Annotated in this window: 32 protein-coding genes and 1 pseudogene; 16 read left to right on the top strand and 17 right to left on the bottom strand. The window is 51.0% G+C overall.

All coding sequences use genetic code 11. The features are described 5' to 3' along the window. From CZ203_RS00485 to CZ203_RS15565, 7 genes and pseudogenes are all read left to right on the top strand, one after another. Window positions 1-128, top strand: a 128-nt coding sequence (locus tag CZ203_RS00485; RefSeq protein WP_143436025.1) for a DNA methyltransferase, incomplete at its 5' end; no start/stop codon positions are given. Between the two features lie 38 nt (window positions 129-166). After that, on the top strand, window positions 167-2,095 hold the full coding sequence (locus CZ203_RS00490; RefSeq protein WP_425516017.1) for a C40 family peptidase: 1,929 nt from the start codon (window positions 167-169) through the stop codon (window positions 2,093-2,095). A gap of 13 nt (window positions 2,096-2,108) precedes the next feature. Beyond that, window positions 2,109-2,831, top strand: coding sequence for a phosphoadenosine phosphosulfate reductase domain-containing protein (locus CZ203_RS00495; protein WP_002604475.1), 723 nt, complete (start codon window positions 2,109-2,111; stop codon window positions 2,829-2,831). A gap of 6 nt (window positions 2,832-2,837) precedes the next feature. Beyond that, window positions 2,838-3,104 carry a DUF4315 family protein gene (locus tag CZ203_RS00500; RefSeq protein WP_002584965.1) on the top strand — a complete coding sequence of 89 codons (267 nt, stop codon included), beginning with the start codon at window positions 2,838-2,840 and terminating at the stop codon, window positions 3,102-3,104. Next, entirely contained in the window at window positions 3,094-3,843 is a 750-nt protein-coding gene (locus CZ203_RS00505) for a DUF4366 domain-containing protein (protein WP_002584964.1), read from the top strand. The genes CZ203_RS00500 and CZ203_RS00505 overlap by 11 nt, the downstream gene beginning before the upstream one ends. Then, window positions 3,840-5,915 (top strand): type IA DNA topoisomerase, encoded by a 2,076-nt coding sequence (locus CZ203_RS00510; protein ID WP_002584963.1) that lies wholly within the window; start codon window positions 3,840-3,842, stop codon window positions 5,913-5,915. Before CZ203_RS00505 ends, CZ203_RS00510 begins: the two co-directional genes overlap by 4 nt. 38 nt (window positions 5,916-5,953) lie before the next feature. Next, a pseudogene (locus CZ203_RS15565) lies at window positions 5,954-6,031 on the top strand (cysteine-rich VLP protein); the annotation flags it as partial. A gap of 29 nt (window positions 6,032-6,060) precedes the next feature. On the opposite strand, the gene CZ203_RS15570 reads toward CZ203_RS15565, so the two are convergent. Both CZ203_RS15570 and CZ203_RS00520 read right to left on the bottom strand, forming a co-directional pair. After that, window positions 6,061-6,426, bottom strand: a complete 366-nt coding sequence (locus CZ203_RS15570) for a hypothetical protein (protein WP_456236171.1) — start codon at window positions 6,424-6,426, stop codon at window positions 6,061-6,063. 9 nt (window positions 6,427-6,435) lie between these two features. After that, entirely contained in the window at window positions 6,436-6,792 is a 357-nt protein-coding gene (locus CZ203_RS00520) for a helix-turn-helix transcriptional regulator (protein ID WP_002584957.1), read from the bottom strand. Between the two features lie 398 nt (window positions 6,793-7,190). Here CZ203_RS00520 and CZ203_RS00525 point away from each other — a divergent pair, with 398 nt between their 5' ends. From CZ203_RS00525 to CZ203_RS00555, 6 genes are all read left to right on the top strand, one after another. Next, a complete protein-coding gene (locus CZ203_RS00525) occupies window positions 7,191-7,376 on the top strand; it encodes a cysteine-rich KTR domain-containing protein (RefSeq protein WP_003431289.1) in 186 nt (61 codons plus the stop codon). Window positions 7,377-7,392: 16 nt separating this feature from the next. Further along, entirely contained in the window at window positions 7,393-8,376 is a 984-nt protein-coding gene (gene rlmN, locus CZ203_RS00530) for a 23S rRNA (adenine(2503)-C(2))-methyltransferase RlmN (protein WP_002584956.1), read from the top strand. 473 nt (window positions 8,377-8,849) lie between these two features. Beyond that, a complete protein-coding gene (locus CZ203_RS00535) occupies window positions 8,850-9,287 on the top strand; it encodes a sigma-70 family RNA polymerase sigma factor (RefSeq protein WP_003502131.1) in 438 nt (145 codons plus the stop codon). Beyond that, window positions 9,271-9,513, top strand: a complete 243-nt coding sequence (locus tag CZ203_RS00540) for a helix-turn-helix domain-containing protein (protein ID WP_002604473.1) — start codon at window positions 9,271-9,273, stop codon at window positions 9,511-9,513. Before CZ203_RS00535 ends, CZ203_RS00540 begins: the two co-directional genes overlap by 17 nt. A 455-nt stretch (window positions 9,514-9,968) precedes the next feature. Then, window positions 9,969-10,142: a transposon-encoded TnpW family protein gene (locus CZ203_RS00550; RefSeq protein ID WP_002604472.1), complete on the top strand. Its 174-nt coding sequence runs from the start codon at window positions 9,969-9,971 to the stop codon at window positions 10,140-10,142. A gap of 77 nt (window positions 10,143-10,219) precedes the next feature. Continuing rightward, the gene (locus CZ203_RS00555; protein ID WP_069989194.1) at window positions 10,220-11,893 is read left to right on the top strand and encodes a recombinase family protein; all 1,674 of its coding nucleotides are present in this window, start codon (window positions 10,220-10,222) and stop codon (window positions 11,891-11,893) included. On the opposite strand, the gene CZ203_RS00560 is transcribed toward CZ203_RS00555, so the two are convergent. The 11 genes from CZ203_RS00560 to CZ203_RS00605 all read right to left on the bottom strand — a co-directional run bounded on the left by CZ203_RS00560 (window position 11,886) and on the right by CZ203_RS00605 (window position 18,111). After that, the gene (locus CZ203_RS00560) at window positions 11,886-12,101 is read right to left on the bottom strand and encodes a recombinase family protein (protein ID WP_087064169.1); all 216 of its coding nucleotides are present in this window, start codon (window positions 12,099-12,101) and stop codon (window positions 11,886-11,888) included. The two genes, CZ203_RS00555 and CZ203_RS00560, sit on opposite strands and share 8 nt — an antisense overlap. Next, window positions 12,101-12,523, bottom strand: a complete 423-nt coding sequence (locus tag CZ203_RS00565) for a recombinase family protein (RefSeq protein ID WP_087064170.1) — start codon at window positions 12,521-12,523, stop codon at window positions 12,101-12,103. The genes CZ203_RS00560 and CZ203_RS00565 overlap by 1 nt, the downstream gene beginning before the upstream one ends. A 94-nt stretch (window positions 12,524-12,617) precedes the next feature. Next, window positions 12,618-12,779 (bottom strand): hypothetical protein, encoded by a 162-nt coding sequence (locus CZ203_RS14090; RefSeq protein ID WP_143436027.1) that lies wholly within the window; start codon window positions 12,777-12,779, stop codon window positions 12,618-12,620. A 476-nt stretch (window positions 12,780-13,255) separates the two neighbouring features. Then, a complete protein-coding gene (locus CZ203_RS00570) occupies window positions 13,256-13,498 on the bottom strand; it encodes a helix-turn-helix domain-containing protein (RefSeq protein ID WP_087064171.1) in 243 nt (80 codons plus the stop codon). Then, window positions 13,495-13,938: a sigma factor-like helix-turn-helix DNA-binding protein gene (locus tag CZ203_RS00575; protein WP_087064172.1), complete on the bottom strand. Its 444-nt coding sequence runs from the start codon at window positions 13,936-13,938 to the stop codon at window positions 13,495-13,497. The genes CZ203_RS00570 and CZ203_RS00575 overlap by 4 nt, the downstream gene beginning before the upstream one ends. A gap of 246 nt (window positions 13,939-14,184) precedes the next feature. Continuing rightward, window positions 14,185-14,973, bottom strand: coding sequence for a PhzF family phenazine biosynthesis protein (locus tag CZ203_RS00580; RefSeq protein WP_407927687.1), 789 nt, complete (start codon window positions 14,971-14,973; stop codon window positions 14,185-14,187). A gap of 67 nt (window positions 14,974-15,040) precedes the next feature. Further along, window positions 15,041-15,493 carry a DUF3795 domain-containing protein gene (locus CZ203_RS00585; protein ID WP_087064173.1) on the bottom strand — a complete coding sequence of 151 codons (453 nt, stop codon included), beginning with the start codon at window positions 15,491-15,493 and terminating at the stop codon, window positions 15,041-15,043. An 11-nt stretch (window positions 15,494-15,504) separates the two neighbouring features. Then, complete coding sequence (locus CZ203_RS00590; protein ID WP_143436028.1) at window positions 15,505-16,926, bottom strand: pyridoxal phosphate-dependent decarboxylase family protein; 1,422 nt, start codon at window positions 16,924-16,926, stop codon at window positions 15,505-15,507. Between the two features lie 38 nt (window positions 16,927-16,964). Next, window positions 16,965-17,165 carry a hypothetical protein gene (locus tag CZ203_RS00595; protein WP_087064175.1) on the bottom strand — a complete coding sequence of 67 codons (201 nt, stop codon included), beginning with the start codon at window positions 17,163-17,165 and terminating at the stop codon, window positions 16,965-16,967. Between the two features lie 23 nt (window positions 17,166-17,188). Next, window positions 17,189-17,620: a PaaI family thioesterase gene (locus CZ203_RS00600; protein WP_235847418.1), complete on the bottom strand. Its 432-nt coding sequence runs from the start codon at window positions 17,618-17,620 to the stop codon at window positions 17,189-17,191. Beyond that, window positions 17,617-18,111, bottom strand: a complete 495-nt coding sequence (locus tag CZ203_RS00605; protein ID WP_087064176.1) for a YbaK/EbsC family protein — start codon at window positions 18,109-18,111, stop codon at window positions 17,617-17,619. Before CZ203_RS00605 ends, CZ203_RS00600 begins: the two co-directional genes overlap by 4 nt. A gap of 174 nt (window positions 18,112-18,285) precedes the next feature. On the opposite strand from CZ203_RS00605, the gene CZ203_RS00610 reads away from it, so the two are divergent. Further along, window positions 18,286-19,155 carry a LysR family transcriptional regulator gene (locus CZ203_RS00610; RefSeq protein ID WP_087064177.1) on the top strand — a complete coding sequence of 290 codons (870 nt, stop codon included), beginning with the start codon at window positions 18,286-18,288 and terminating at the stop codon, window positions 19,153-19,155. Between the two features lie 62 nt (window positions 19,156-19,217). Here CZ203_RS00610 and CZ203_RS00615 read toward each other — a convergent pair whose 3' ends face one another. After that, window positions 19,218-20,075 carry a hypothetical protein gene (locus CZ203_RS00615; protein WP_087064178.1) on the bottom strand — a complete coding sequence of 286 codons (858 nt, stop codon included), beginning with the start codon at window positions 20,073-20,075 and terminating at the stop codon, window positions 19,218-19,220. A 163-nt stretch (window positions 20,076-20,238) separates the two neighbouring features. Then, window positions 20,239-21,477 (bottom strand): CHAP domain-containing protein, encoded by a 1,239-nt coding sequence (locus CZ203_RS00620; protein WP_235847419.1) that lies wholly within the window; start codon window positions 21,475-21,477, stop codon window positions 20,239-20,241. 752 nt (window positions 21,478-22,229) lie between these two features. On the opposite strand from CZ203_RS00620, the gene CZ203_RS00630 reads away from it, so the two are divergent. Further along, window positions 22,230-23,336: a PIN domain-containing protein gene (locus tag CZ203_RS00630; protein ID WP_087064180.1), complete on the top strand. Its 1,107-nt coding sequence runs from the start codon at window positions 22,230-22,232 to the stop codon at window positions 23,334-23,336. 95 nt (window positions 23,337-23,431) lie between these two features. Here the strand turns inward: CZ203_RS00630 and CZ203_RS00635 are convergent, their stop codons facing one another. Both CZ203_RS00635 and CZ203_RS00640 read right to left on the bottom strand, forming a co-directional pair. Beyond that, a complete protein-coding gene (locus CZ203_RS00635) occupies window positions 23,432-25,759 on the bottom strand; it encodes a VirB4-like conjugal transfer ATPase, CD1110 family (protein ID WP_087064181.1) in 2,328 nt (775 codons plus the stop codon). Next, window positions 25,752-26,102, bottom strand: coding sequence for a PrgI family protein (locus CZ203_RS00640; RefSeq protein WP_235847420.1), 351 nt, complete (start codon window positions 26,100-26,102; stop codon window positions 25,752-25,754). The genes CZ203_RS00635 and CZ203_RS00640 overlap by 8 nt, the downstream gene beginning before the upstream one ends. A 102-nt stretch (window positions 26,103-26,204) precedes the next feature. Here CZ203_RS00640 and CZ203_RS00645 point away from each other — a divergent pair, with 102 nt between their 5' ends. Further along, window positions 26,205-26,507 carry a hypothetical protein gene (locus CZ203_RS00645; protein ID WP_087064182.1) on the top strand — a complete coding sequence of 101 codons (303 nt, stop codon included), beginning with the start codon at window positions 26,205-26,207 and terminating at the stop codon, window positions 26,505-26,507. Window positions 26,508-26,548 lie beyond the last annotated feature (41 nt).

Below are 26,548 nucleotides of genomic sequence, written 5' to 3' on the forward strand. Positions count from 1 at the left end.
ACCCCTTTTTCGGCAGCGGCACGACGGGCATGGTAGCAAAACGGCTTAACCGCCGCTATATCGGCATTGAGTTAAACCCCGACTATTGCGAACTTGCAAAACAGCGGATTGGAGGTGATGAAGATTGAGCAAGGAACTGAAAGCCCCCGACAAGGTAACGCAAAAAATGACCCGCGACGGTGCGGTTGCGGAAAACCTCACGACGGGCGAAACGTCCAGTATCAGCGAAAGGCCGCAGGAAGAAAACTATTCAGCCCCCGCAGGGGTGGCAGCGGAAAAGGTTGTGCAGCATATCGGCGCAGAGATTGAGCGACACGCAGCAAAAGGCGCGGAGAAAAAAGCCCTTGACGCGACGCAGCCTAAAACCCATTCTTCCCGCTTGCAGTTTTCCGAAGCGGAACGGGCAACGCCGGAACTTCAAAAAGCGATCAAGAAATCGGATAAGGCGGCAGACTGTTTAGACGCAGCGCGGGCGGCTATCCCCAAGCAGACCAAAATCAAGAAAGAGCGCGTTTTTGACGAAGCGAAAGGCAAGGCAAAGACGCGCCTTTCCTTTGAAAAGACGGATAAGCCCCCAAACGGCAAGTTGCGGCATAACCCCTTATCCCGTCCGGCACAGGAGTTAAACAGTACCGTACATGGGAAAATCTACGAGGTAGAGAAAGAAAACGTCGGTGTGGAAAGCGGGCACCGGGTAGAACTTGCCGGAGAGAAAGCGGGCGGCATGGCGGCGCGGGCAGTTAAGGGCGGCATACGCCGCCATAAGCTGAAACCCTACCGGGCAGCGGCGGCAGCGGAAAAACAAGCGGTAAAGGCAAACGCAGATTTTCTCTATCAAAAGGCGTTGCACGATAACCCCGCGCTTGCGCACTCCAACCCCATTTCCCGTTTTTGGCAGAAGCAGCGCATTAAAAAGCAGTATGCAAAAACGCTGAAAGCGGGCGGCAAAGCGAAAAAAACCGCTGAAGCCACCGCAAAGGCGGCGAAGAAAACCGCGCAGGAAACCAAACGGGCGACGTTCTTTGTTGTCCGGCATTGGAAAGGCTGCTTGATTGTGGGCGGGATTGCCTTTATCGTGCTGCTGCTTTTCGGCGGGCTGTCCTCTTGCTCCCTCTTTGGCGGCAACAGCGGCAGCGGCTTGATTGCGTCGTCCTATCTCTCCGAGGACGCGGATATAACGGGCGCGGAAAGCGCGTATGCCGCTATGGAAGCCGAGTTACAAGATATGCTGGACAATATCGAAAGCGAATACCCCGGCTATGACGAATACCGGGTAAACGCGGACGAGATCGAGCATGACCCCTATGTGCTAATTTCTATCCTTTCCGCGTGGCATGAGGGCGTGTTTACACTCGATGAAGTGCAAAGCACCCTTGAAATGCTCTTTGAGAAACAGTATATCTTGACGGTCGAGGAAGAAGTACAGGTACGCTACCGCACCGAAACAAGGACGGACAGCGAGGGCAACCCCTATACGGTTGAAGTCCCCTATAACTATTACATTCTTCATGTGGATTTGGAAAACTTCAACCTCTCCCATGTCCCCGTTTACATCATGGGCGAAGAACAGCTATCCATGTACGCTATGTATATGTCGTCGCTGGGAAACAGACCCGACCTTTTCCCGCAATCCGGCTATGTGTCTAAATACTATGAAAACCCGCCCGCCGATTATGAAGTACCCGCCGCGCTGCTGGGTTCCGATGAAAAGTTTGCGCGGCTCATGGAGGAAGCAGATAAATACGTCGGTTTTCCCTATGTGTGGGGCGGCAGCACCCCGGAAACCTCTTTTGATTGCAGCGGCTTTGTGAGTTATGTGTTGACGAACAGCGGCCTATACAATACGGGCAGACTTGGGGCGCAAGGGCTTTACAACATCTCAACCCCTGTTTCTAACCCGCAGCCGGGGGATTTGGTGTTCTTTACGGGTACATACGACACCCCCGGCGTTTCCCATGTGGGGATTTATGTGGGCGAGGACGGGGACGGAAGCCCCGTCATGCTGCATTGTGGCGACCCTATCCAGTATTCAAAGCTGGACACCAGCTATTGGCAATCCCACTTTTACGCCTACGGGCGGTTAAATTACAATTAAAAGGAGTTGAAAAATGAATATTGTATCTTTTGGCGGCGGCACGAATAGTGCCGCCTTACTTATTGGCCTATACAAGCACAAAATCCCGATTGACCTTATCACCTTTGCCGATACGGGCGCGGAACACCCGCATACCTATCAATTTATCGAGATAATCAATCAATGGCTTGCGGAACACGGTATGCCGCAGATTACCGTTGTGCAGTATGTTGACCGCTACGGCAACCGCCTATCTCTTGAAACCGAGTGCTTGCGCTCTCATACGCTCCCGTCGATTGCCTACGGGCATAAGCGTTGTTCGCAGAAACACAAAATCGCACCGCAGGAAAAGTTTTGCAACCACTATGCGCCTTGCCGCGAAGTATGGCAGCGCGGCGAGAAAGTCAACCGCTATATCGGCTATGACGCGGGAGAAGTGAAACGGTATGAACATTCCCGCAAGTACAACGAAGCCGACAAAAAATATCATAACCGCTACCCCCTCATTGAAGAATGGGGCTGGAACAGGGACGATTGTATCCGGGAAATCAAAGCGGCAGGATTGCCGCAGCCGGGTAAATCGTCCTGTTTCTTTTGTCCGAGCATGAAGAAACAAGAGATTTTATATCTCAAAGAACACTATCCCGATCTATTTAACCGGGCGGCGACTTTGGAAGAAAACGCTATGCCCTATCTTAAAACCGTTAAGGGATTGGGGCGCAGCTATTCATGGAAAGAACAGTTTGGAAAGGAGTAAATGACTATGGCGAACACGAAACTTGACCGTATCGAAAGGGATATTGAGAAAACGAGGGCAAAAATCCTTGAACAGCAAAAGAAGCTGAAAGACCTTGAAGCGCAGAAAGTCGAGGAAGAAAACGCGCAGATCGTGCAAATGGTAAAGGCGGTACACCTTGACGGGACGCAGCTTGCCGCGTTCCTCTCCGCTTACGCCAGCGGCGAAATCACCTTGCCGCAGCCGGAAGCCACTTACCCCGCCGAACAGGAGGACAACGACAATGAAGAATAAAAAGATAATCCGAAAGTTTACCGTATTGCTTGCCGCACTGGTTATCATGTGCGGCTTTTCTGTTACCGCTTATGCGGGCGGTGGCGATGAAAGCGACGACACGCCTACCCCCGTAACCGAGGAAACCCCCGCGCCGGAAACCGAGCCGGAAGAAACGACGGGCGGCTATGAGCCGCAGCCCCTTACCCCGGACGGGAATATGTCCCTTGTGGACGATATAACGGGTGAAGCGTCCGGCGACAAGCAGTTTATCACCGTCGTTACCAAAAGTGGCAACTATTTTTACATCATCATTGACCGCGCCGAGGACGGGGAAAATACCGTCCATTTCCTTAACCAAGTGGACGAAGCGGATTTAACCGCCCTTATGGAGGACGGGCAGACCGAAGCCCCCGTTTGTAGCTGCACCGATAAATGCGTTGCCGGAAGCGTCAACACCGCTTGCCCGGTTTGCAGCGTCAACATGAGCGAGTGCGCGGGTGTGGAAGCCGAGCCGGAGCCGGAAGAAACCGAGCAGCCGCCGGAAGAAGAAAAAGGCGGCGGCATGGGTATTCTGCTTGTCGTGCTGCTTGTTGCCGCAGCGGGCGGCGGCGCGTTCTACTACTTTAAGATTTTGAAGCCCAAAAAGGACGCGGCGAAAGGCAGCAGCAGCCTTGACGACCTTGATTTTGACGAGGACGACGAGGAAACGGAAGTAGTCGAAACCGAACAGACCGAGCAGGAGGACGATAATCTATGAAACTTGTAATTGCAGAAAAACCGAGCGTCGGGGCGGCGATTGCCGCCGTTATGGGCGCGAATGAAAAGCGCAGCGGATATTTTGAGGGCGGCGGCTACCTTGTGTCGTGGTGTATCGGGCATTTGATTAGCCTTGCAGACGCGGCGACCTACAATGAACAATTCCGTAAATGGAAGTACGACGATCTTCCCATTGTCCCGCAGGAGTGGCAGTTTATTGTTGCCAGCGGCAAGGAGCAGCAGTTTTCCATTCTCAAAGACCTTATGCACCGCAGCGACGTTACCGAGATTATCAATGCTTGCGACAGCGGGCGCGAGGGGGAACTCATTTTCCGCTTTGTCTATGAACAGGCGAATTGCAAAAAGCCCTTTTCCCGCCTTTGGATTAGCAGCATGGAAGCAAGTGCAATCCGCGAGGGCTTTTCAAATCTCAAAGACGGGCGCGGCTATGACAACCTCTATCAATCCGCGCTTTGCAGAGCAAAGGCCGATTGGCTCATTGGCATTAACGCGACCCGCCTTTTCTCTATCCTCTACCATAAAACATTGAATGTCGGCAGAGTGCAAACGCCCACCCTTGCTATGCTGGTAAACCGCGACTATGCAATCAGCAGCTTTAAGAAAGAGAAATATCATGTCGTCCGGCTGGACGTTGGCGGCGTTGCCGCCCTTTCCGAAAGGCAGGACGACGAAGCGGCGGCGCGGCAGATGAAAGCGGCTTGCGAGAAATCGCAGGCCGTTTGTACTTCCCTTAAAAAAGAGAAAAAGACCGCAGCCCCGCCGAAACTGTTTGACCTCACCGCCTTGCAGCGGGAAGCAAACCGTTTGTATGGGTTTACGGCGAAACAGACCCTTGACTATGCGCAAGCCCTTTATGAAAAACGGCTTTTGACCTATCCCCGCACCGACAGCAAATATATCACTTCCGATATGGAGGGCAGCACAAAGGAACTTATCACCGGCCTTTGCGCTGCTCTCCCCTTTATGCAGGGCGTGAAGCTGCAAGCCGACCTTGCGAGGATTTGCGACAACAGCAAAGTAACCGACCATCACGCCATTTTGCCGACAGCGGAGTTTGTGAAAACGGGCTTTTCTTCCCTTGCCGAAAGTGAGAAAAAGCTAATGACCCTTGTGTGCGCAAAACTGCTTTGCGCCGTTGCCGCGCCCTATGAGTATGAAGCGGTTACGGCGGTTTTCACTTGCGGCGGCTATACCTTTACCGCAAAGGGCAGGACGACGCTTTGCGAGGGTTGGCGCGAGATTGAAAGACTATCCCGCGCCGCGTCCGGGGAACAGGACGAGGACGCAGAGCCGGAAGCGGTTTTACCCCCGCTTGCCGAGGGGCAGACCTTTGACAATCCGGCAGCGGAGATCTCCGAACGTTACACGCAGCCCCCAAAGGCATTTACCGAAGATACGTTACTTTCGGCTATGGAGAGTGCGGGAAAGGAGGACACGCCGGAGGACGCGGAGCGCAAAGGGTTAGGCACCACCGCGACGCGGGCGGGTATCATTGAAAAACTCATTAGCGCGGGCTTTGCCGAGCGCAAGGGCAAAAAGCTAATCCCCACAAAGGACGGGTATAACCTTGTCGCTATTCTGCCCGACAGCCTTACGTCCCCGCAGCTTACGGCAGAATGGGAAACGCGCCTTACCGGGATTGCAAAGGGCAGCGACAGCCCCGCCGACTTCATGCGCGGGATTGAGGAAATGACAGCGGGGCTTGTCAAGACCTATTCCGCGATTTCCGAGGATAAAGCGAAGCTGTTTACCCCGCAGCGGGAAGCAATCGGCACTTGCCCCCGTTGCGGCGCGGCGGTTTACGAGGGCAAGAAAAACTTTTACTGCTCCGACAGGGCTTGCAGCTTTGTGATGTGGAAGAATGACCGCTTTTTTGAGCAGCGCAAAAAGGCTTTCACAAAGGCGATTGCCGCCGCCCTTTTGAAAGACGGAAAGGTAAAAATCAAAGGTATGTACTCGACCAAGACGGGAAAGACCTTTGACGGAGTTGTGCTGCTTGCCGACACAGGCGGCAAGTATGTAAACTTCCGCGTCGAGCAGAACCGAAAATGATAAGGCTTGATGAAAAGCAATACCGCGCCGTAAAGAAAATGACCCGCGCCGCTTGTGCAAACAACGATTGCGGGAATTGTCTGCTGCTGGACGACGGGGAAACTTGCGTTTGTGTGCAGAGTATCAGCTATTCGCTGCTATGCCGCTATTTCCGCGAAGCGGTATTACCCGCCGACAGGCAGCTTTGCGAACAGATCACCCGCAGCGGGGAAACCGATTTGAAGCGTTGCGCGGTATGCGGCAGCACGTTTGCGGCGGGCAGCAACCGGGCGAAATACTGCCCCGATTGCGCGGCAAAGATACGCCGCAGACAGAAAGCCCAAAGCGAGAGAAACAGGCGTTTACGGATAAAAACAACTACATAGCAAGCACAGCAAACGAGTACCCGTTTGCTGTGCTTGCTATCTACTCCATACCCCCACCGAAAGGCGGTATTTGTTGCGCGTTCCTTTGATTTTGGACGCAAAAAAAGATTGCAGCCGCCATGCGCTGCAATCTCCCGATTTCTCATATTGTGAGGTTAATCCTCTGCTTTTTCGACTTCCGTTATCTCCCTTGCTGTTGCGGTTACAATCCGTATGCCTTTATCGCTCATACCGTCCAGCAGCGCGTCAAGCTGCCGCCGCCCGGTGGATTTCTCCGCATTGCTGTTCGGGAAGAAAAATTGATCTACCGAAATATGATACCGGGTTACAAGGTCATAGAATACCTGTAAACTCGGCTGTTGTCCCTTGTTCTCGATATTCGCAAGGTAGCGCGGGGAAATATATAACTCGTCGCTTACCTTTTTGCGGCTCTCGCCGTATTCATTTCTCGCGGCTTTTATAGCTGCCCCGAAAGCCTTAAAGTCGTACAATGGTACGGGTCTTTTTGCCATTTTCATTCACCCTGTTACATTTTACAGTTCACCTTTCTTTTTGGATATGTCCACACAATTCATATCATTAGGTTAAATACTTCCTGTTGTGTATTGACAGTAGACTGATTTTCTGATAAAATAAAATTTATGTAAAAGGAGGCGGCGTTTATGTTGCATAGCATGCGTATTAGATAAGCATTGAAAAAAAGGATTTTCCCATTTTCAACATGGGCTTTTTTGTCATGCTTATTTTGCGGATGCTATACAAAAAACTAACGACGTATAGATATAGTATAGACATAGTGCAAGCTATGCCTTAGTTTTGTTGTACTGCTCTGTGCATTATAAATGCAGGTCAATGCTCATGTTGAGGATTGACCTGCATTTTTTTGTGTAAAAAGGACGAGTGAAATATAATGCTTAAAAAATATTGGATAAAATGTCCGATTTGTAACGGAAAGACGAGAGTTCAAGTATTTCATAATACTGTATTAAAAGATTTTCCTCTTTTCTGCCCTAAATGCAAATTGACGCATATCATTGATGTAGAAAAATTAGAGATTGTAATCAAAAATACAGAAAAACAAACTTTTATTATTTAGAAGAAAGGATATAAAAATGAAACGTTTACCTAAATATACGCCTGCGGAAGTACGGAATGATCCATACGGATTTACTTACAAAGAAATGTCGGAAGTTATTGGCGAGAATGAAGCAAAAGCCTTATATGAAGAATTATATAAGCAATTACCACGCAAAAAAAATCTATCAATGTTGGTAAAAAATATTTGCAAAAGCAGTGATACTGAAAAGTATGTTTACGAACTGAAAGACAACAAATACATTGAAACGGTTTTTATCAAGCGGCGAGATGGTGGAACTGTTTGCGTGAGCACACAAGTCGGTTGTCCTGTTGGTTGTATTTTTTGTGAGTCCGGGCGAAATGGCTTTGTTCGTAATCTAACATCGTCAGAAATCGTACAACAGATTATATTGTTGCGTCGAAAAGTAAACCGTATCGTTTTTATGGGTATGGGAGAGCCTTTATTCAATTATGACAACTTGATAAAAGCAATCCATATTCTCCGAGATAGATATGGGCTCAACTTTCCAACCGACGGCATTACCATATCAACAGTTGGTCCGGTCGATCAATTAAAAAAATTGCGCGAGGAACATCTTAAAATTCAGTTGACAATATCTTTACACGCAGCAACACAATCTGCAAGAAATCGTATTATTCCTCACATGCGCATATATGCTATTGAAGATGTTGTTAAGCAAGCCTTATCCTATTCTGAAAGGCATAATCGCAAAATTGTCTTTGCGTATTTGCTTTTACCGGGTATAAATGACCGGCCCTCAGATGTAAGACAACTTGCAAAATGGTTTCGGGGCAAAAAAGTTATGATTAACGTGTTACAATACAACCCAACAAGCAATTCAAGAATTAAAGCACCACAGAAACGGGAAATAGTTGCATTCAAACATCAATTAGAGCAAGCAGGACTTGAAGTTACTATGAGAGTTTCTCATGGCAGAGAGATTAACGCGGCTTGTGGACAGTTAGCTAACACATATAATAAATTCAAAAAAAAATGATTAAAAGTGCCAGACGCATAGACGCAGAGCCGATAACGCATTAGGTCAAAAAACCTATGTGTTATCGGCTTTTTTATTTAATATTGCGCAAAAGCCGCTGTTCCCTATTATAGAATGGATTGCGGGTAGTGTATTAAAGTCGCCCTTTTTTAAGGATACGGCGGTATCGGGGAGGTATCGCCGTGTCCATTTTTATTTACTGTAACCCGCCTAATGCTTTGCGGTCAAAAAAAGCTATGCTCCGCAAGCGGGATATTCCGGCTATGAGTATGAACTGTCAATACATCTAAATACTTCTTACATTTCCTTTGCGCTCGTCCGCGTCTTGCGGACGGGCGCATTTTGCTTTTTTCAACTTTTTTCTGAAAAACGCACTCAAGAGCCATCTCCCGAACGGGTACGGAGCGAAAGGGGCAGAGAGGACAAGCCCTTAACTCCCGTCCTCTACTCCACGCGGGAAGGAGGTGAACTCTATGGAGCTATCTTCTTCCGACAAGGAAAGAATACAACATCAGTACGACGCATTAGCAAAGAAAACTTTGGTTGGCGAAGCGAAAAGCCACCGCCGCACTCTTGCGAAACGCGCAGCACGCGAAGTACCTTTTTCGGATTTGAGCGAAAGCGAACTCGCGCAGCTTTTCACAACGGACGAATACAAAAGCGATTATTTCCGTTTTCAAGTGTCCGGCTTTGATGTACTCGTCAAAAATGAACTGCTTGCCGAAGCCCTTAACGCTTTGCCCGAAAGGAAACGCGACATTATCCTTTTGTCCTACTTCTTGGACATGAGCGACGCGGAAATTGCTGAACTGCTGAATGTTGTACGCACGACGGTTTTCCGGCACAGGAAATCCGCGCTTGCGAAAATCAAACAGTATTTGGAGGGAAAAGCAGATGATGAATACCGTTAGGAAATCTGAAAATCTGTTGCCGTTCCCTGTCATTTCCGCAGCGGCAAACGGCGACACAACCGCCATGTGCGCGATCTTGAAGCATTACGAGGGTTACATAGCGAAACTTTGTACCCGCACGCTGAAAGACGACGCGGGCAATACCTATTCCTATGTGGACGAGGAAATGCGTAACAGGCTGCAAGTGCGCCTTATTACCCGCACCCTTGCTTTTCATGTAGGATAATCTTTTAGCCCATGCGGGGAGCGTGTCCCCTTTCCACGCTTCCCGTTATGGTCTATTTGTCGTTCCGTAACAGCACATCGGAAACGGTGTACTGTTACAGGCCGACAAAGCCTATTGTTCCTTGACAAAGAAAGCGGCCTTTGGTGCGCAGCATAACAGGCAACGGGTACATTCCGTCTGTACCGAGCCGGGCGGCGGGTACGCCATGACCGCTTTTCCCCGTTGGGGAAAAGTCGAGCGAGAACTACCGCGCCGTAAAACAAGTTTAGCAGCTTGTGGGCGACGACATACAAGGCGGCACAATGATACTCCCGCGTTGAACACCCTCAAAGTATTGCGCGGCGCACCCATAAGCATGGGCCGGGGTGAAACTCCCGTGAGGTTGCAGCTAACAACCGCCCGTTTTGCCTTTTGACGAATATAGTTTATCCATACAGGAAAAGGAGGTTTTTCTAATGGATAAAAAACAGACAATTACAACCGAACGCAAAATAGGGAAAATCACCTATCTTGTTCAAGCGTTGCCGAGTGAAAAGGCAACCGATACAATCCATAAAAAGATTGAAAAACTCATTGTAAAGGATTTGCAGAAAAAGCCCGGAAATCCGGGCTTTTTAGCGTCCGAGTAGTGCATTAGGCGGCGGGATATGGTATAATGATAGCAACACATTATACCTGTTTATTCGGCTGTCGGAAAGGAGGACTAATGTTACAGTCGAATAAAATCACCGCCCTTTACTGCCGTTTAAGTCAAGAGGATATGCAGGCCGGAGAAAGCGGAAGCATACAGCACCAAAAAATGATACTTCAACGCTATGCGGACGAACACCATTTTTTGAACACAAAGTTTTTTGTGGACGACGGATTTTCCGGCGTGAGTTTTGAGCGCGAGGGGCTGCAAGCGATGTTGCAGGAAGTGGAAGCCGGACGAGTGGCGACGGTTATTACCAAAGACCTCTCCCGTCTTGGCAGAAACTATCTGAAAACGGGCGAACTCATAGAGATTGTATTTCCCGAAAACGGAGTGCGCTATATCGCGATTAACGACGGAGTTGACACAGCGCGGGAGGATAACGAGTTTACCCCCTTGCGGAACTGGTTTAACGAGTTTTACGCCCGCGATACAAGCAAGAAAATCCGTGCAGTTAAACAGGCACAGGCGCAAAAAGGCGAGCGTGTCAACGGGGAATATCCATACGGCTATATCCCAGACCCGAACAACCGCCACCACCTTATACCCGACCCGGAAACCGCGCCGATTGTCAAACAGGTTTTCGCTATGTTTGTTAGCGGCGTGCGTATGTGCGAAATCCAAAAATGGCTTGCGGAAAACAAAGTCTTGACGATTGGAGCGTTGCGCTATCAGCGCACAGGACAGGCGCGGTATCAGCGGGCAATGATCGCCCCCTATACTTGGCCGGACAAAACGCTCTATGACATATTAGCAAGGCAGGAATATTTAGGGCATACCATAACCGCGAAAACTCACAAGGTATCCTACAAGTCGAAAAAGACCCGGAAGAACGAAGAAGAACAACGCTATTTCTTCCCAAACACCCATGAGCCGCTTGTTGACGAGGAAACCTTTGAACTTGCGCAAAAGCGGATTGCTACCCGCCACCGCCCGACAAAAGCAGCGGAGATTGATATTTTTTCCGGCTTGCTGTTTTGCGCTGGTTGCGGACATAAGATGTATTACCAACAGGGCGTAAATATCGAGCCGCGCAGGTTTTCCTATTCTTGCGGCGCATGGCGCAACAGGGCAAGGACAGGCAGCGAGTGTACCTCTCATTATATCCGCAAAAACGTACTTCTTGATTTAGTGCTGGAAGATATGCGGCGGGTTTTGCAGTATGTTAAGGAACACGAACAGGACTTTATCTGTAAAGCTACCGAGTACGGCGACATGGAAGCGAGAAAGGCATTAGCGCAGCAGCAAAAGGAACTTTCCAAAGCACAGGCGCGTATGACCGAACTTGACACGCTTTTCCGCAAGCTGTACGAGGACAACGCATTAGGCAGACTGACAGATGAACGGTTTGTGTTTCTAACTTCCGGCTACGAGGACGAAAAGAAATCCCTTGCCGCAAGGATAGACGAGTTACAACAGCAGATCGCAACCGTTACCGAGCGAAAAAGGGATATATCAAGGTTTATTCAGATTGTCGGGAAATACAGCGACATACAGGAATTGACCTATGAAAACGTCCATGAGTTTATCGACCGTATTTTGATACATGAATTAGACCGGGAAACCAACACCCGGAAAATCGAAATCCATTACAGCTTTGTCGGACAGGTTGATACCGAGCAGGAGCCGACGCAAGTTGTCAACCATGACCGCCGTAACATGGTAGATGTAAAAAGTATCGCTATCTAACCCCAGCAAAGTTGGTGCCGGAATACCCGTCGTCTTTATAAATCTTGTAGTTGGTGATTCCGTGGGCGGCGGCGTACTTGGTAAGGATTTCGATTTGATGGGCGATACTGTTGCTGTCTCCCTCGTTGTCGTCGTCGCGGGAGAGCCGCACATAAAGGGCAGCCCATTTTTCCACGACGGTTTTTAACATATTCAGGATTGCCGCCATTACGCCCGGCCTCCTTTCGCCATGGAAAGGATGGCCTGTCTCAACTGCAAGGACGTTTCGGGATGATAAATGCCCTCTTGTGTGGTATGGAGCGTGACGCCCAGCATGGGGAGCATTTCATCTATCAGCACTCCGCCGGAAATATAGTCGCGGGTCAGGCGGGAAAGGTTTTTCACAACAAGGTCTGATACCCGCCCGGCCTCGATCTCCCGAAGCATACGCTGAAACTCCGGGCGGTCAAATGTGGTGCCGCTGAAACCCCAGTCGCAGAAAAGCTCTGGATTTTTCAGGCCGTGGTCGGCGGCGTATTGCAAAAGGATTTCCTCTTGCGCTCGGCTGGCCGCTGCGTCTCTATTCTTGCTTTGCTTATCTATACGGCAATAAAGCGCCGTGATTTTTTCTTTGGACTGCCTGTTCATCATAGCCTCCCATCCGGCAGTCACCGCTTCTAAAAGCCATCTCTTGATACTTATATTATACTAAATGTCAAGAAAAGCGTCAAATTTTCGCGCATTTTCACCAATTTTTCTTCTTGGTTTCCTTGTCAAGCAGACGCTTTATTTTTTCAGAAACGGTGACGCCGCTTTCGGCGTAATGGGCGGCTACGATGTAGGTTGTATTGCCTATCTTTATCTCTGTCTCTATCTTCGGCGGCTTTTCGGGGGTACGGCCAGCCATTGAAACACCTCCTATGTACTATGTAGAAATGCGTCCCACGGTGGGACGCATTAAATGACAAAATCCGCACCGTTGGCCGGTGCGGATTTCTTAATTCACATTCCATTTATCAAAGGCAGAACAGACGGCGGCTGGCTGCCGCTCCATAGGATTAACGTGCCTCCCCCCATTCTGATGGCGGGGCGTCCTACGCTGTGACGCATAGCCGACGCAAGTATCATTATGCCCGTATGTGGATCGTGGCCCGCAGCCCTGCCAAAGCTGCTTGCGGCGTTGGTGGTGTTCGCTCGTCCCTCCCGGCTCTCGCCTCCTTTCCCGGTGGGATCTTCCGGCGCACCCGCCGCCCGGCTCGACACATACGGAATGTATCTGATTGCCCTATTCAATTTTCAAAGAGCATGTAGGCATATAGCCGGGGCCGGTTGTCAGCCCGCAGGAGCGCGCCGCCCGCGACGCGCTTCTGCCGAATGACAATATCAGCCGGTGAAGCCGTCGGGCGGCTCCTTGAATTGAAACTTGAAGATGGCGGCGAACAGGGCGATCTCCGCCTGATACCGCAGGTCCTCGTCTACAAAGGAATGGGTACGGCCCAATTCGTCCTCAATGGTGGTCAGGCATTGGCTGGCTATGTATCCCTCAAAATGCTTGCGGATATAGTCCACGGCCTCGGCGTCGCACTCCTTGGCGGCCTTGATGATGGCAAAGGGCGTCTGTTTCATTGTGCGCCTCCTCTGTAAAATCTCCGTAGGGTTTCCACCGCCGACACCCGCCGCCGCTGGACGGCGCTCTTGCTCACGCCCAGCTTGCGGGCGATCTCCGGGTCGCTCATGTTCAGGAAGTAGGACAGCAGAAGTACGTCACGTTTTTGCGGCGGCACGAACGACAGGGCTTGTCCCAATTCAGGGTCGTGTACGATGATCCTGACATCTCGCACCTGAAAGACGGTGGGGCGCTGCATGGCCCTCTGCACGGCTTCCTCCACGGGGTTGTCGTTGGCGCATAGCGTGAACAGCAGCGCGTCGGTCAGGTCGGAGAGGGAAAGCTCCCAGCCCGCCCGGTTGGATTTCTCCATGCGGCCTTTCAGGATGGCGCGGTCAATGCTCACCTTGCAGTAGGATTCAAACGTGATCTCGTTGTAGCGTTCATATTGGGCAGTCATAGGCTTCCTCCTCTTGCCTTTCTGCTCCCTAACATCCTAAAAAATGGCAAACAGCCCGATAAGCGCAAAAGTAGTCAAAAGGTCTGGAAAGGTTATATAAAGCGGCTGATTTCGCAAAATGCGTCCCACGGTGGGATTTATTTTTCTACTTTTTTCGCATATTAAAGCAAAAAGAAGCGGGACGATAGAATACCGTCCCGCCAAAGTCCATGTGAAGTAGTAAGTGTATCTGAAGTTGTATCTAATTCAAATAAATATCTCTGACTTAGAATACAATGTAGCCTTACCGCTTAATATTGTCCGTGTTCCTGTATGGTAGCAGCGTAAAACGCCGCCCCGCGGGGAGGCTTGATAGGCTGTCAGCGTGTCCCGGCCCAATTTTTTTGCCCAAAGGGGAATTACATGGCAGTGTCCTCTGCCACATACCGGGTCTTCGGCCACGCCGCATTTGGGGGCAAATGTGCGGGTCACGCAGTCGTAGTCCGTTCCCTGCGCTGTGATATGTAGCAGAAGTCCCTCCATCTGGCGGATCAATTCTTGGTTTGCGACTACCTTACGCACTTGTTCCTCATTTTCTAAAACGCAAACTAAGTCGTCGCCCATGTACGCCTCCACTGGCTGAATGCCGATGGCAGCGGTCAATTCCGCCGTAACTGGGATGGGAGCAAGGTTGAAGGACGGAAAATCCATGGCCAGTAAATCGTCTGCTTTTTCCACAGTCAATCGGCCGCTTAGCGTATCAAAGCGCACTGTACTTGCATCCGGTTCAACAAATCGGGTAATGATATACGCTGCGGCAAGTGTGGCGTGCCCACATAAATTGATTTCACCACCGGGAGTGAACCAGCGCAAATGATAAGCTTCTCCCTCTTGAACGGCAAATGCTGTTTCTGAAAGATTGTTTTCAAGGGTAATTCCCATCATTAGCTTTTCCGGGAGCCATTCATTTAGAATACAAATAGCAGCCGGATTGCCGTGAAACACCTTGTCTGTAAAGGCGTCCACAACATACTGCTTCAAAGGCTCTTTGTTCATTAGTATCAGTCTCCTATTCTTTTTTCATCAGCTAAAACAGCCCTGCCTATCGTCCATCGAGATGTTTTTAATATCTCGGTGTGTCTTTGATCTCGTCATAATATGCCTTGGGACCAATTTCCGCGATTTTCTGATTGATGGCAACATGCCGCTTATATAGGTCATCGTCGAGGCCCGTATGCTCACAGGGAAAATCCGGGCACTCATAGCAGAAGTCTACCTGTCTTTCCAGTGAGCAGGCCCGTAGCTTACAATTTTTATAGAACTTACATTTTTCTACCCGGCATCCGCCACAGGATGCGTTCGCCAGATAGTTCAGCAAGGCGGCAAATGCAGGGTATTGCTCAAATACAGGGTCAAGCTGCACGGCAAACCGTTTTGCATAAGGTGCAAAATTCCCCAGGTATTTTTGCAGAAGAATTGCAGTATTGTGAATTTCACCCTCGTAGAAGGCAAAGCATTTGCCACAGTGCAGACCACAGGGAGCCAACCGTTCTTTTACATCAGTTTTTGTATCCATAATTTCACACTTTATATTGAGTTTTTCGCTGTATTCTCTATCCAATCAAGCAAATGGGAAAGGCACAGCGTATCGGTGTAGGGGTTCATGAAAGTGGTACGCAGATAAAAGCAATCTTTAATGGTGGTGCCTACCACATAATAGGTTCCTTCTTTTGTGAGTTCGTGCAAAATCCGTTTGTTCACTTCATCCGCATTCCGGTTGTTATTTGGAATATACCGGAAACAGACAATGTTGCAGGAAGGTTCCAAGGCAAGCTCCATATCACTCCGCCGCTCTATCATTTTGGCGAATTGACTACCCAGATCGTAGAGGGTATCTACATTTTGCCGGTAAATCTCATCGCCGTACAGACGCATAATAGCGTATGTATGAAGTATGGTAATAGGTTTGGTGCATTCCAGCGTGTGCTTTGCTGAGTTCCACCATTCCTCTGAAAGCTGGTCCTGCCAAAGATAGGTAGCTTTCGGAGAAAATTCCCGAATTTTTCTCTCTCCGGCATTATAAAGAATTGCCGTAGACAAAGGTGGAGCCATCATCATCTTGTGAAAGTCCACAATCAGTGAATCGGAGCGATGAACGCCATTAAGCAAGTGCTTGTATTTTTCAGAGAAGATGGCCGCGCCGCCATGGGCGCCGTCCACATGGAACCAAATTTGGTGCATTTGAGCAAAATCAGCAATGGCGTTCAAATCATCATGAGCGCCGACAGAGGTAGTACAGGCGCAGCCGATAATACAAAACACAATTTTTTGTTGTGATACAGCATTCTGATAGGCATCCTCCAGTAAATCGGTACGAATGGAGAAATGCTCATTCACTGGGATTTTTAGTATATTTTCACTATGTATCCCCATAATTTTTGCAGCGCGCTCTACGCTGTAATGTGCCTCGGCGGAAACCATAATAGCTAGTTTTGAATAATCCTCTTCACGAATGCCCAAAGAGGTACGAGCTGTCACTAGTGCTGTCAGATTGCCCATCGAACCGCCAGAGACTACAAAGCCTGTGGACTTTTGGTCGTATCCAAATTTTTCGGCTAAATGATTGACTACCACCTTTTCCATAGCATTTCCCGCCATCCCCAATTCGTAGACAGTGGTGCAGTTGTTCAAATATGCACAGATAGCAGAGGTCAGAAAAGTCAGCGGCAGAGTAACAGCCACTTGATGGCCCACATAACCCTTGCTGTGAAAATTGATGGAGTGGGCAATTACCTTTTCCAGTAGTTCCGGCAGGCTTGTTTTCTCCGTGGAATTAAACTCGTTCTGCCAATATGTAAGAGTTTCTTCTGGCGCTTGCCAGTTTATAGTTTGCGGTATTGTCTCCTTCTGGGAAATCAAAAGACTTTCCCCAATCAGAGACATTACCTTTCCAGCCATATTTTGAAATTCTTCAGCAGAATACGCTTTTGCAAGTATATTTTCAGACACTATGTTCCACCACACTCTCTTTTATTGAATATCATTTTTTAATCAGTCCATACCCCTTGCAAAAACAGGACAACCGCAGCACCCAAAAGGCCCACAAGCAGCATCATAAGATTAAATGGTATAGTATTTAAGGGAACCAACTTTACGGCTATCAATTCCACCACGACCATAGCACATAGCAGTCTCCCGCAATACACGGCGCACTTTTTATGTCCAAGCTGCTTCATCCATTTTTTCATGTAAACCACCCCTCCATTCATAATTACTGATTATCTTGTGTGTCTACTGGGATTATTGTTGCCAGTGTTTTTGCAACTAGCTTACCGTTTTCGGCGTCCCGCACCTCTGCCTCTGTGACCACTAGTGATCGGCCAGCCTTGACAACACTTCCGGTGGCAATTATTTTCTTTCCGGTTACAGGCCTTAGCAAGTTGATCTTAAATTCAACTGTCAAAACTTCCTGTCCTTCCGGGATGACGGTCAGCGCCGTATATCCGCAGGCAACATCCGCAATGGTTGCTACAACTCCTCCATGGAGTAGTCCCTGCTGTTGGGTCAGTTCCTCTCGCCGACAGCAGGAGATCGTGACTTGACCGGGCATTGCATCCTCTAGCTGCGCGCCTATCAAGGTCGGAAACTGTTGGCGGCAAAAGCTATCCTGGATACGGCGAAAAGTTTTTACTTGATCCATCATGCGCCGAGTCCCACTTCATTGGCGAACCAGCCTTTACACACATCCACCCAGCCTACGGAATGGGAGTATGTTTCCAGTTCCGGCATTGTGAGGCGGATGGTAGCCATGTCGGTGCCGGCGGCAGTGTAGATTACCGCAAATCTCTTGAGTGAAGCATCCAGATAAACCGGGACTCCCTCGTTGACGGCAAAGGGGCATACCCCTCCGGGAGCATGGCCAATCAGTTCCTCTACTTGCTCATAAGGAATCATGCTGGGTTTTTGGTGGAAAAAGGACTTAAATTTGGAGCTGTTCACTTTAGTATCTCCGGCCATGACGACCATGACAGGTTTACCATCGACGAGAAAGGACAGTGCCTTGGCAATTTCCGCAGGCGTACAGCCAATCGTCTCAGCCGCATGTTCCACGGTGTCGCCAGTTTGATTGTGTTCTGTGATATGGTCGGCAAGGCCCATATCATTTAAGTATGCCTTCACCTGCTGATAAGACATTCTCATTACCTCCCGTAAAATAAAATGCAATTTTGAAGTATTTTTCTGCTAAATAAATTCTGAATTTTCAAATGTCAGGCCCTTGCATTTGATTTGACTTTAGTATATACTCAACATCATGATTAGTAAAACGAAAATATCTAATTCTAATATTAGAGAAAGTGAATCGTCACTATGAACCGCTATCTTGCTTTACAAAAAATTGTAGAACTGGGCAGTTTCTCAAAGGCAGCGGAGGTATTGGGGTATACGCAGTCCGCTATGAGCCAAATGATTGCCTCTTTGGAGGACGAACTAGCCATTAAACTGTTGATTCGCTCCCGCACAGGAGTAAGGCTTACATTGGAAGGCGGGGAGTTATATCCCCAAATTGAACGGCTAGTCTATCAATATTTAGCCGTTCAAGAGAAAGCCGACGAAATTAAAGGGTTGGAAACTGGAGTTATTCGCATGGGGACAATTTCCAGCATTTCAACCCACTGGCTGCCTGGACTGTTAAAAGAGTTTCAAGCAAAATATCCCGGCGTGGAATTTGTGCTTCATCAGGGCGACTATTCTCTGTTTCAGGAATGGATCAAGACAGGGGCTGTGGATTTTGCCTTTGTGAATCCAAGTGCTGTGAGAGGTATCGAAACACTACCTCTGAAAGATGGTGCAATGCTAGCGGTACTTCCGGAAAACCATCCCTTGACGGAATTAAAGGCGATCCCGTTGGAAGCAATGGCGCACGAGCCATTTATTTTGCTGGAAGAGGGCCACTATTCTGAACCGCTTGAGGCGTTTCAGAAACTAGGGGTTTCTCCAAATATTCGCTACACAATCCATGATGACTACGCAATTATGACAATGGTAGAGGCAGGGCTTGGGGTGAGTATCTTGGCGGAACTGGTTCTGCACCGCACAAATTACCACCTTACCCTTCGACCTACGATTCCCCCAATTAAGCGGACACTTGCAATAGGATACAGGGATAAAGATAGCTTGCCGATTGCTAGTAAGCATTTCATTGAATTTTTAAGGAAACATGTAGATGAACTGCCCTGACCATTATTTAATATAAGAAGCAGTACAAATTACTTCTCACCGTGAGACGCATTTGGGGACGGTCAAAAGCCGTTCCAAATGGGGCGGCCCTGGTATGGGAACGTCTGCGCGTCGCGGCAGTCCGTCGGGTCCAGCTCATACAGGCGCTTGTGCTTCTTCGTCAGGTAGAGGGAGCTGGTCAGGGGCGGCACGGCCTCGTTGACTTCCATCAAGTGATCCACATGCCGGGCCTTGTCGTAGCTCTCCGGCTCGTTCTCCCATAGGTAGCGGAAGAAAAAGCAGGTGTGGAATGGGCAGAACACGCAGGAGCTGGCCCAGGTCTCCAGCCCCCAGGTCTCCTTGTTGTAGGTGAAGCACTCGCTGCGGGTCCAGCCCATTTCCACCAGAGGATAGACATTTTTGTAGAGGGTCTGCTTGCTTTTCTTGGCGCGGCGCTTCTCGTCGGCCATGATCCCCATGTGCATCTCGTGGGCGTGAATGTCCCGCTTCTTCGCCCGCTGGCGGTATTTCAGGCCTAGCAGCTTGCGGCGGATGAAGCGGTCGATCACCTTAATTTTGTAGTCACAGGTGCATTGCCGGGGCATTTTGCCTTTCTTCCCGTCCGGGCCTATGGTCCAGGCCGGGATGGAGGAGACGCGGGCCTTGCCAAAATTGCGGGTGAAGTCGCCGTAGAGGTCGGCGTCCAGAACGACGAATGGGATACGCGCCCGCTTGCAGGCGGCGGCGATAAAGTCCGTCTGCCGGTACACCCAGGACGGCTCCGCGTGGAGATCGCAGAAAATGATAAAATCATATACCGGCACCAGAGGGTGAACGGGCTGCCCGGCCAGCTTGTTTTCGCAGGCCATGAGGGCCAGCGTGGTGCTGGGCGTCCCGGCCCCGCAGCTTAGTATTTTGAGCGGTTTCCAGTGTTTCAACATGGCGTTTTCTCCCCCATGTCCATGTTATCAAAACCGCTGGAAAATGCAAAAAATCGCCCTGTACCGACTTCAAAAAAGTCAAGTACAGGGCGATAAAATGCGTCCCACCGTGGGATTTATTTCGACAGGAAATGCGTCTCACCGTGGGATTTATTTTTGCCGCTTAGGATGGGTAGGCCGGGATACCGTAGCCGTAAATCTCATAGTACGCCACGGGGTAGCTGTTCTGGCGCACCTGGTCGCCGGAATTGCCTTCGATGGTATAGACGCGGCCATCCTCCACATGGTCCACGATCCCCACATGGTCGGCCTCGCCGTCCTGCCCGTAATCATCATCCCAGTCAAAGAAGATAATCATGCCTGGGGACGGCTCAATGGTGTTCTCCGCCCATTGGCCCCGCTCCTTGAACCAGTTGGAGCCGGTGATACAGCCCGCGAACTTGGGAATGATCCCCGCGTCGATGTAGCCGCACTCGTTGGCGCACCAGGAAACGAAGCAGGCGCACCATTCCTCCCGGCCCGCAAAGCCGTACCAGGACCAATAGGGCGTGCCGCCCACGTTGCCGATTTGGGAAAAGGCCACGGCCACGATCTCCGTATCGGAGGCGCTGCCGTACAGCACCTTGGCCCAAAACGGGCCGTTGTCTCCGGCAAGCAGCTCATGAAGGGCGGTCCGCTGATCTTCTGTAAAGTTGTATTCGTCGGCCATTTCCTCGGCGGTCTTGGGCGTGATGGTGATATGCAAGATGTATTCCGTCCAGCCCGGATCATCCTCCCCGCTGCCGGGGTGGTGGATGGTCTCCACCGAAGATGTGATCGTGGTCATGTCCCAAAAAACGGCCCGCAAGCGCTCCACCCGGTCGGGGTCAAAGGTGGCCACGTCCACGCCGTCGTCCGTTCCAGCGGTCTTGCAGGCGAACACGGCCAGCACCTCCCGCCAGTTGGGGGGCGCGCCGTGCATTTCGATACTGTCATAGCTCCCGGCTTTCAGCGCCTCCACGCGGGCAAAGTATTCCGTGTTGATCTGTGAAATGGCGGCGTAGGGCGCAATGGCGTCCGGGGCTTTCTGCTCGTCGGAGAAGAAGATCCCAAACGGGGAGGAAACGATGGCGGCCACAAGAATGACGATACACAAGGCCACCACCAGCACGGCCCCGCCCGCGAACGCGGTGACGGCGCTGATAAGGGCCGCGGCCGCCTTGGTGACGGCCACGGCGATTTTCCGGGACAGCTCGGCGGCGGCCTTGGCCGTCTGCTTGGCCTGCTGGATCAGCTTGCGCTGGCCGTGGCGCTCCATCTCCTGCCGGGCCTTGCTGGCCGCCCTGCGGGCGGTGGTCCGGGCCTTGCCGGGGGCTGCGGTCTTGATGGGGTTCGGGGGCGCTTTCGCCGCCGTCCGCTCCACGGCCTGCCGGGTCTTGATGGTGGCCGCGCCGCCCGCCGGTTTCTGCTTGGGGGCGGTGCTGCCTTTGATGTGCTCCTTGATCGCCGTCCGCCCGCCGCCCTGGGGGGCGGCTTGGCCGGACGGGATAGATTGATTGATTGATGGATTTGACGGAGAAAAAGAAGTGTTTTCAAAGGACGGGCCGGGCGTCCGCGCCGGTGGCGCGGGCCTCTCTGATATGGCGGGCGGCTGCTCCTTTGGGTTCCGCCCCCGCTCCCGTCTCCTTTATNGTGGGCGCGGCCTCCGGCCCGGTGGGGGCCTCCGCTGCCGCCCGCTCCGCCTCCTGTTTCTGGCGGGTCTTGATCTCCCGCCGTTTTTGGGCGGTGGTCTTGATTTTCTTTGCGCCGCGCCCCGCCGCGCCGGTCAGCTCGTCCACGGAGCCGGTGACGGTCTGCTCGGCGGTGTCGGCGGCGTATTCGCCGGGGCCGTCCTCGCCCCGTGGCCGCTGGGCCAGGGCCTCCCGGCCCTTTGCGGTGAGCTGACGCCCGGCGGCTTTCGCGGTATAATTCTGCTTTTGATGCTTGGATTCCTCTTTTTTTGTCTTAATTACTTCTTTTGAGTTGCGTTCTATTGTATTAGAAATAAATATAACCTCCTCTGCCAGCAAAATAAAAAACGCCCTTCTTGGGACGTTTTAGAAACTATATTGTCAATTTGCAGTAATTAGTGTACAATAAGAATAGCTTATTAATCAATGTTAGGAGCTAACGAGTATGAAGGATTCTATATGGGAATATATTGATCTTTCAAAAGAAGATAAAGAAACTCTTTGGGACAATGGTATTTTTGTATTTGATGCCAATGTACTATTAAATCTTTATCGGTATTCAAGTAGAACCAGTAGCATCCTTATTGGTGCATTAGAAAAGCTTTCTGAAAGAATTTGGCTTCCCCATCAAGTTGCATATGAATTTATGAAAAATCGATGTGCTGTCATTTTTGATGTATGTAATAAATATGACGCGTTTGAAAAGGAAGCAGCAGATTTCTTGGCTAAGGCAAAGAGTTTATCTAATCTTCAGGATTCCGATGTTGAAATCCAACAATTAAAACGGGCGTTAGATGAATGGATTGCTCAATCCAGATCTCAAAACATACAGGTTAAAAATCCAGGCGATGATTTGATTTTATTAAAAGTTTTGGATCTTTTTAATGGGAGAACCGGAAATCGTTACGATGATAAAAAACTGTCTGAAATAAAAGAGATGGCAGTCCAAAGGTTTGCGGCTAAAATGCCACCTGGTTATGAAGATAGCGATAAACGAAAATCCGATAGCGATGACAACAATGCTTATGGCGATTTTATTGTATGGATGCAAATCATAGATTTTGCAATTGAAAACCACAAAGACATTATCTATGTAACACATGATCAAAAAGAAGATTGGTGGTATAAGGTAAAAGGACGGATAGTTGGGCCACGGGTAGAACTGCGAAAAGAGTTTTTTGAAAAAACTGCTCAACATTTTCATATGTACTCCATGAACAACTTTATTGAGCTTTATTCCCACAAATACCAAGATGTCAATAATGAGCGTGTTATTGAGGAAGTAAAAAGAGTAGAAACTGAAGCAAATAGGAAACGTAAGCCTATTTATTCAGAATCAGAGAAGTTGTCTCGCCGTATTTCCAAGTTGGAAATTAAAATACAACGGAGTCAACGAACAATCGATTCGTTATTGCACAAGTATGCCGATTCGAAGTTTATGCCAACTGATGTTCAAATCCAATTGGACAATACAAGAAGAAATATGGATGTCAAAAAGGATATGTTAGATAAAATGAAACTGGATTATGCTGCACTTGGGTCAGAGGAATAATAACTTTCAGTATTGTCATAAATTCCGCACCTATTTTATAAAATAGGTGCGGAATTTTTAATACGTCCCACGGTGGGACGCATTTCGACAAACGCTTATCCCTCGCCGGGGGTGGTGGTCATGAGCTTGTAAAGGTCACTGTCGCGGGGGATGGTGTTGAAGAACGGCACCAGAGAGCCGCCCATGCGCAGGAGGCCATGCCCGGCCTCGGCGTTTTCAATGTAACTGGTCTGCGTTTCGGAGAGGTGGAGGAGCTTGGCAAGCTCCTGCCGGTCCGTGGCGGCCTGATTGAACAGCAGCAGAAATTCAGAGTTGGCGAACATGAGCCGGGCCGTCTCGGAGCGCAAGCACTCCTCCACATTCTGGGTGGCCGCCGTCAGCGGGGCGGCGTATTTGCGCCAGCGTTTCCAGGCCCGATAAAGCACCTCCGCGGAATAGTGATACTTGAAGTACAGATATACCTCGTCGATAAAAACCCAGGTATATTTACCCTTTTTGCGGTTGGCGGCCACGCGGTTTTGAATGGCCTCCAGCGTAACGACCAGGGCGGTGGGCCGCAGGGCCTCGCCCATCTCGTAGAGGTCCAGCACGACGATCCGGCTGTCCATGTTGACGTTGGTGGGGTGTGCAAAGACGTTCAGGCTGCCCTCGGTGATAAGCTCGGCGGCCAGGGCGATCTCCCGTGCCTCCGGGTCGGTCTGCTTCAGGACCTCGTTGCGCCAGTCGGTCAGGAGGGGCGCAGGCAGCTTGCCCTTGCTCCGCAGATAGGGCCGGTAGACGTTGGCGGTGCAGCGGTCAATGATACTCTTGTGGCTGCCGGTGATGAGGCCCGCGCCCATCTGCTGCTCTAAGACACTGGTGATAACCTCGGATTTGAGCGCAACGGGATTTTCCCCGTCGTCGTAGCCCTCCCCTATATCCATGGGGGAAATGTGGTGGGGGCTGTTGGGAGAGATCACAATGACCTCTCCGCCCAAAGCCCGCGCCAGCGGACCGTATTCCCGTTCGGCGTCGATGATGATAATATCGTCGCTCGTCCCCAGGGCCACGTTGGTAATGGTGCTTTTCATGCCCATGGACTTGCCGCTGCCGCTGACGCCCAGGTAAAAGGCGTGGGGAGAAATGAGCTTCTTGCGGTCACAGAGCAGCAGGTTTTTGGAGACGGCGTTGACGCCGCAAAACAGCCCGCCGGGGTCTTGTATCTCCTGCGCCCGGAACGGCATAAGGACGGCGGTGCTCTCGGTGGTGAGGGTCCGCAGGGCCTTGATCCGGCGCAGGCCGTAGGGCAGCACCGTGTTCAAGCCGTCCTCCTGTTGATACCGCAGGGTTGCGAACTGGCACAAATGCTCCCGCCCAATGGATAGCAGGGTTTCAGTGTCGGCGTCGAGCTGTTCCAGCGTGTCGGCCACATGAACAAGGGTCACGACGGCAAACATCATGCGCTGGTCCCGCACGGTCAGATCGTCCAAAAACTCCTTGGCCTCGGCCCGGAGCTGTTCCAGCTCATAGGGGACGGTGGCCGTGAAGTTTTGCTTACTGTTCTGGCGCTGCTGCCAGCGGGTAATGTCGGATTCAATGCCCAAAATGCGGCTCTGTATCTCTTTCACGGCCTCGTCGGTGGGGACCGGCAAAATATCAATGGAGAGCATGAGATTCCGGGCGAAGTCGGAGAGGTCGGAGATCATTTCATCTTTAATGTAACTGGCATATTCTTTCAAAAAGAGTACGCGCCCGAACTTCCCGCCCATCTCAAAGTGATTCGCCTTGAATTGCAAGCCGTCCGGGCAAATGAGGTCGCGGAAGTCCACGCCCCGGCGCATGGCGGCGGCTTGATCGAACGTGAAAAACTGTTCCTCGCCGGGCCGGAAAAAATCGTGGAGCAGGCGCAGACGGTCATAGTTGGAGATGGCCCGCGCCCCGGAATCCAGCTTGCCGAAGCTCTTGGAGAGGTTGCCGTCCACCCGCCGAAAGTAGGCGCGGGTGTCCTCGATCTTGCGCTGCTGGATGGACAGGGTGATGTACTTCTCTTGCACCAGATTATTGCTCTCGGCGGCCTTGGCGGTCAGGATACGGTTGTATTCGTCCCGGTAATGGTCCAGGCCGTCCCCGCGCTCCGCCATCAGCACCGTGCGCTTGAAGTCCACGGGGTTCAGGCGGCGGTTGATAATGGTGATCTTGGCGGCGGCGTCCGTGGGCAGGGCGTTGAGGGCGCTGCCGTAGGAGAGGAAGATACTGCGCCGGTCCTCGTCGCTGGCGGCGGCATAGTTGACGTCGGCAAAGCGCCACGTCCGGCTGTGCTTGTTGCCCACCAGCCAGATCCCGTCAGAATACACGCGCTTGATGGGAATGGACTGCTGCACGCTCCGCGGGATGGCGAACTGCTCCTTTTCGCTTTTGTTGGCGGCGATCAGGGACTTAATCAAAATCGCAGGCCCCCTTTCGGTCCAGCATGGAGTAGTAGATGTTTTCGGAGACGAACACCCGGCCCCCGGCGCAAAGCAGCTCGGACTTGACAAAGGCCCAGACAAATTGCTCCAGCGTCAGGCCGTTATACCCAAAAAATCCAGCCGCAGCGGCGGGCGCGGCGGCCAGGATACATACCCAGCTCGCCGTCTCCCTGCCGATGAATTGTCCCAGGCCCAGGTAGAGGCCAGCGGCGATCCCCACGGCCAGCAGCGCACACAAAAACTGACGGGCGGAAAGGCCGAAGAAGATAGTCTCCTTGTGCCTGCGTACTTCTTTTGGAATCTTGACTTCGATAATCAATCACCTCGTAATGTTCAATAATTTGACAGGTTTTTAGGGGCATGAGATAATATTAGTAGGAAAACACACCACAAAATCAGACGATTCAAAGGAGGTCTCCCCATGAATATGTGGCAGCAGTTGTTGACCGTTTTTTGTATCCTGGCCGCGCTCCCGCTGGCGGTCAAGGTCCTGTGGAAGCTGTGGCTTTTGCCGCTGGCGCTGTACTTCCTCTCCACGCGCCTGTTCTTCCCAAAGTGGGCGGCGGCGCATGAGACGGCGTGTATCGCCCTGTTCGCGGGCTGCGTCCTGTTCGCCGCGGTGCTGTGGGCGGTGAAGATCATCCGTCGGCGGCGGGAGGAACGGGAGATAGAGGCGGATTTGCTGGCAAGGGCCACGCCGCTGTACGGCGACTGGCGGCCTTAATGAGCGCATGGAAAACGGCGGGCTTCGGCCCGCCGTTTCTC

Source organism: Intestinibacillus massiliensis (assembly GCF_900155735.1).
GTDB classification, from domain to species: Bacteria; Bacillota; Clostridia; order Oscillospirales; family Butyricicoccaceae; genus Intestinibacillus; species Intestinibacillus massiliensis.